Here is a 3,492-nt window from a genome sequence, read left to right on the forward strand (position 1 = left end):
CTTAGTCTCGTGGGCTCGGAGATGTGTATAAGAGACAGGTCATAGAGGGTGGAGAAGTGATTGCAGGTCAGTATCGGGTCGATAAAGACGCCGTTCATGCGACAGGAGAGATCGAACAGCTGGCGAATGGTGGCCGCTTGATCCGGCAGCGCGACCGGATAGCCGTTCAGGTCGGCCAGTTTGAGGCCGACGTGCGCCAGCGGATGCGTGTCTTGCATGATCACCAGCACCGGCGCGGGATACGAGGCGACGATTTCGACGCCGTGCTCCAGCGACAGGCTGAACTTCAGCGCCACATCGCACTCGCCGTTGCGCACCAAATCCGGCACCTGCCGCGTGGACCCCACCGTCAGCACAAAATTCACCGAGGCGTGCGTCAGACGAAATTTCGCCAGCAATGTCGGCATCAAATTAAAGGCGATCCCGTCGGTGCACACGACCCGAATGGTGGTTTGCCGAACCGATTTCAGCCCTTCAATTTCGGCGACCGCCAGCTCCATGTCCGCCATACTGCGCCGCACGTGATGCTCCAGAATTTGGCCTGCCGCGTTCAGCACCATGCCGCGAGGATGGCGTTCGAACAGCGGCGCGCCCAACCGCTGTTCCAACTGCTGGATCTGACGGCTGATGGCGGAAACCGCGACGAACAGCTGCTGGCTGGCCGCGCTTAGCGAACCGGTGCTCGCCACGGCCATGAAGTAACGGATTTCGTTGTTATGCATCGCTCGCTCCGTTCATCAAGAAGGTTCTCAGAGTCTACCCTCTTTCTATCCCGCAACGAACCGCGCCCGCTCAGGCGTTACCAAAGCAGGCGCGATAGCCCCACGGGGTCATGAATCGACGTTGGGATCAGGCGGGCGTCTGCGCCCCCGACTGCTGACGTAAGCGCAGCCGCTCCGCGCCCTGCTCGGCCAAGTCCCAAAACAGCCCGGTCATGATCCTGAGCGCTTCCAGCGTCATGTCCGCCAGAATGTGCTCGTTGGGCGCATGCTGCGAACAGGCCGGATACGAGTGCGGCACCCATAGCGTCGGCAGACCGAGCGTTTCCGAGAAACAGGCGTTCGGCAGTCCGCCGCCGAAGTTAGGCAATATGGCGGGGGCTTTGCCGGAGGTCTGTGCGATCGAGGCCGCCCCCCACGCCACCCACTGATCGTTAGGATCGAGCCGCGTGGCCTGATAGCAGCTCACGGCGTTGACGATCTCGACGTCCGCGAACCCGTTGGCGTCCAGATGTTGCCGCAGGTGATGCGCGAAGTGCTCCACATCACTGCCCACCACGTAGCGCATGTGGCAATGCGCCGAAGCGGACGGCGGGATCGCATGCGCCGGTTTGTCGGGGTTGCCGGTGACATACGCCAGTACATCCAGCGTATTCCAGCCATACACTTTCTCCGCCGAAGTCAGTCCCGGCTCGCCCCACTGCGGGTCGACCTCAGGATCGGTCGGACCGCCGCCCAGCTCGATATCCGCCAGAATCCGGCGCAGGCTGTCCGACACCGCCGGAGGACGCAGCCCCGGCACCAGAATCCGTCCGCGCGCATCGACCAGACAGGCGATGGCGTGCGCCAGACGGATGCCCGGATTACTCAGCAGTCCGCCCCAGTTACCGGAGTGGTGCCCCCCCTCGCGCGGCGTCAGCTTCAGCTCGAAGTTGAATACGCCGCGCGATCCCAGAAACAGCGTAGGACGAACGGCGGAAATGCGCGGACCGTCCGACGCGATAAACAGATCGGCCGCCAGCCAGTCGCGGTATTGCGCGCAGACGTCGTTCAGCCCCGGCGATCCGGCCTCTTCCCCCATCTCCAGAATCAGCTTGATGTTGTAGCCCAGCCGGTCATCGCGGCCCTTCAACACCTGCTCCAACGCCGCCAGATTAATGGTGTGCTGCCCCTTGTTATCCGCCGTGCCGCGGCCGTACCAGCGGTTGCCGTCCTGCACCAGACGCCACGGCGACAGCCCGCTGCGCCACTGATCGTCATAGCCTCGCACCACGTCGCCGTGACCGTAGGTCAGTACCGTCAAGGGCGCGTCCGTCTCCATCCGCCGCGCCAGCAGAAAGGGACTTTTCCCCGCGATAGGATTGTCGACAATCCGGCATTCGAAGCCGATGGCCTGTAAACGCGGCACCATCTCTTCCGTCAGATAGGCCATCAACACCGCCCCGGTTCCCTCGTCCTGACTCTCCGTCCGATAGGCTACCCGGCGCGCCAGCGTCTCGCTGAATGCGCCGCTGTCGAAGTACTCTTCCGCTGCTCGAATCGTGTCTTCACGCGTCATAATCTGTCCGTCCTCTCTTTCGATGATAGTGATTCGGCACGCAGCGGCCCGGAGAGCAAGGCTCCGGCCCGGCTCCCAGACGGTCGCGCGTCGTGTCGTTTGCCTTATTCGCCGAACTGGCTGATATCCGGAATGCCCAACCCCGGCTCCGGCGTCAGCACCGACGCCAGCAGCGTTTTGGTATAGGGATGCTGCGGCGAACGGAAGATCTGTTCACGCGTTCCCTGTTCCACAATCGTGCCTTTTTGCATCACGGCCACATGGTCGACCAGATGTTCCACGACAGACAGGTTGTGACTGATGAACAGGTAGGTCAGCCCGAACTCCTGCTTTAACGCCAGCAGCAGGTTGAGGATCTGCGCCTGCACCGAGACGTCCAGCGCGGAGGTCGGCTCGTCGCAGATCAGAATGGCCGGCCGCATGATCAGCGCGCGGGCAATCGCCACGCGCTGGCGCTGACCGCCGGACAGCTGACCGGGATATTGTTGATGTGTCCGCGCAGGCATTCCCACGACATCCAGCATCTCTTTCACCCGCGTCCTGCGCTCGTCCGGCGTCCCGATGTTGTGCAGCCGCAGCGCCACCTCCACGATGTCCGCCACCGTGCGGCGCGGATTCAGCGACGAATACGGGTCTTGAAAGATCGGCTGGATACGCGAAGCCAACGCTTTCCGATTGGTCGCGTCGATTTCACGCCCTTCGATTAACACGTTGCCGGAGCTCGGCGGCAGCAACCCCAGCAGCATCTTGGCCAGCGTGCTTTTGCCACAGCCCGATTCGCCGACCAGCCCGAGCGTTTCTCCCCGCCGGATGCGCAGCGAGACGTCGTTCACCGCGCGAATTTCTCCGGGTTTGGTGAACATGCCGCGATTCAGGCGAAATACCCGGCTCAGCACGCACAGCTCCAGCGCCAAATCCTCGTTGCCGGGAATATGCGGCGGCGATGGCGCGCGCAGCCCTTCCCCTGCTTGCATCGTCATATCGCCTCCACGGATTTTTCGGCCTGAACGCAGCGCACCGCATGCCCTTCGGTCACATCGATATAGGGAATGTCCCGGCGGCAGGCGTCGGTACAGCGCGAACAGCGATTAAAGAAGGCACAGCCCTGCTGAGCACCAACCAGACTCGGCACCACGCCGGGAATGGCGCGCAGCGGCTGTCCCGGCATCGTCTTCCCTTGCACCGGAATGCAGTCGAGCAGCCCACGCGTATAAG

3 protein-coding genes are annotated in these 3,492 nt (G+C 62.8%); all 3 read right to left on the bottom strand.

Annotated features, from left to right (window positions below):
• Positions 1-849: 849 nt before the first annotated feature.
• Entirely contained in the window at positions 850-2,277 is a 1,428-nt protein-coding gene (locus Q7O77_RS15800) for a M20 family metallopeptidase (protein WP_304169541.1), read from the bottom strand.
• A 104-nt stretch (positions 2,278-2,381) separates the two neighbouring features.
• Entirely contained in the window at positions 2,382-3,257 is an 876-nt protein-coding gene (locus Q7O77_RS15805; protein ID WP_304169544.1) for an ATP-binding cassette domain-containing protein, read from the bottom strand.
• On the bottom strand, positions 3,254-3,492 hold a 239-nt coding region (locus tag Q7O77_RS15810), incomplete at its 5' end, for an oligopeptide/dipeptide ABC transporter ATP-binding protein (protein ID WP_369696231.1). The genes Q7O77_RS15805 and Q7O77_RS15810, both read right to left, overlap by 4 nt.

This window comes from Lonsdalea britannica (genome assembly GCF_946477055.1).
GTDB classification, from domain to species: Bacteria; Pseudomonadota; Gammaproteobacteria; order Enterobacterales; family Enterobacteriaceae; genus Lonsdalea; species Lonsdalea britannica_A.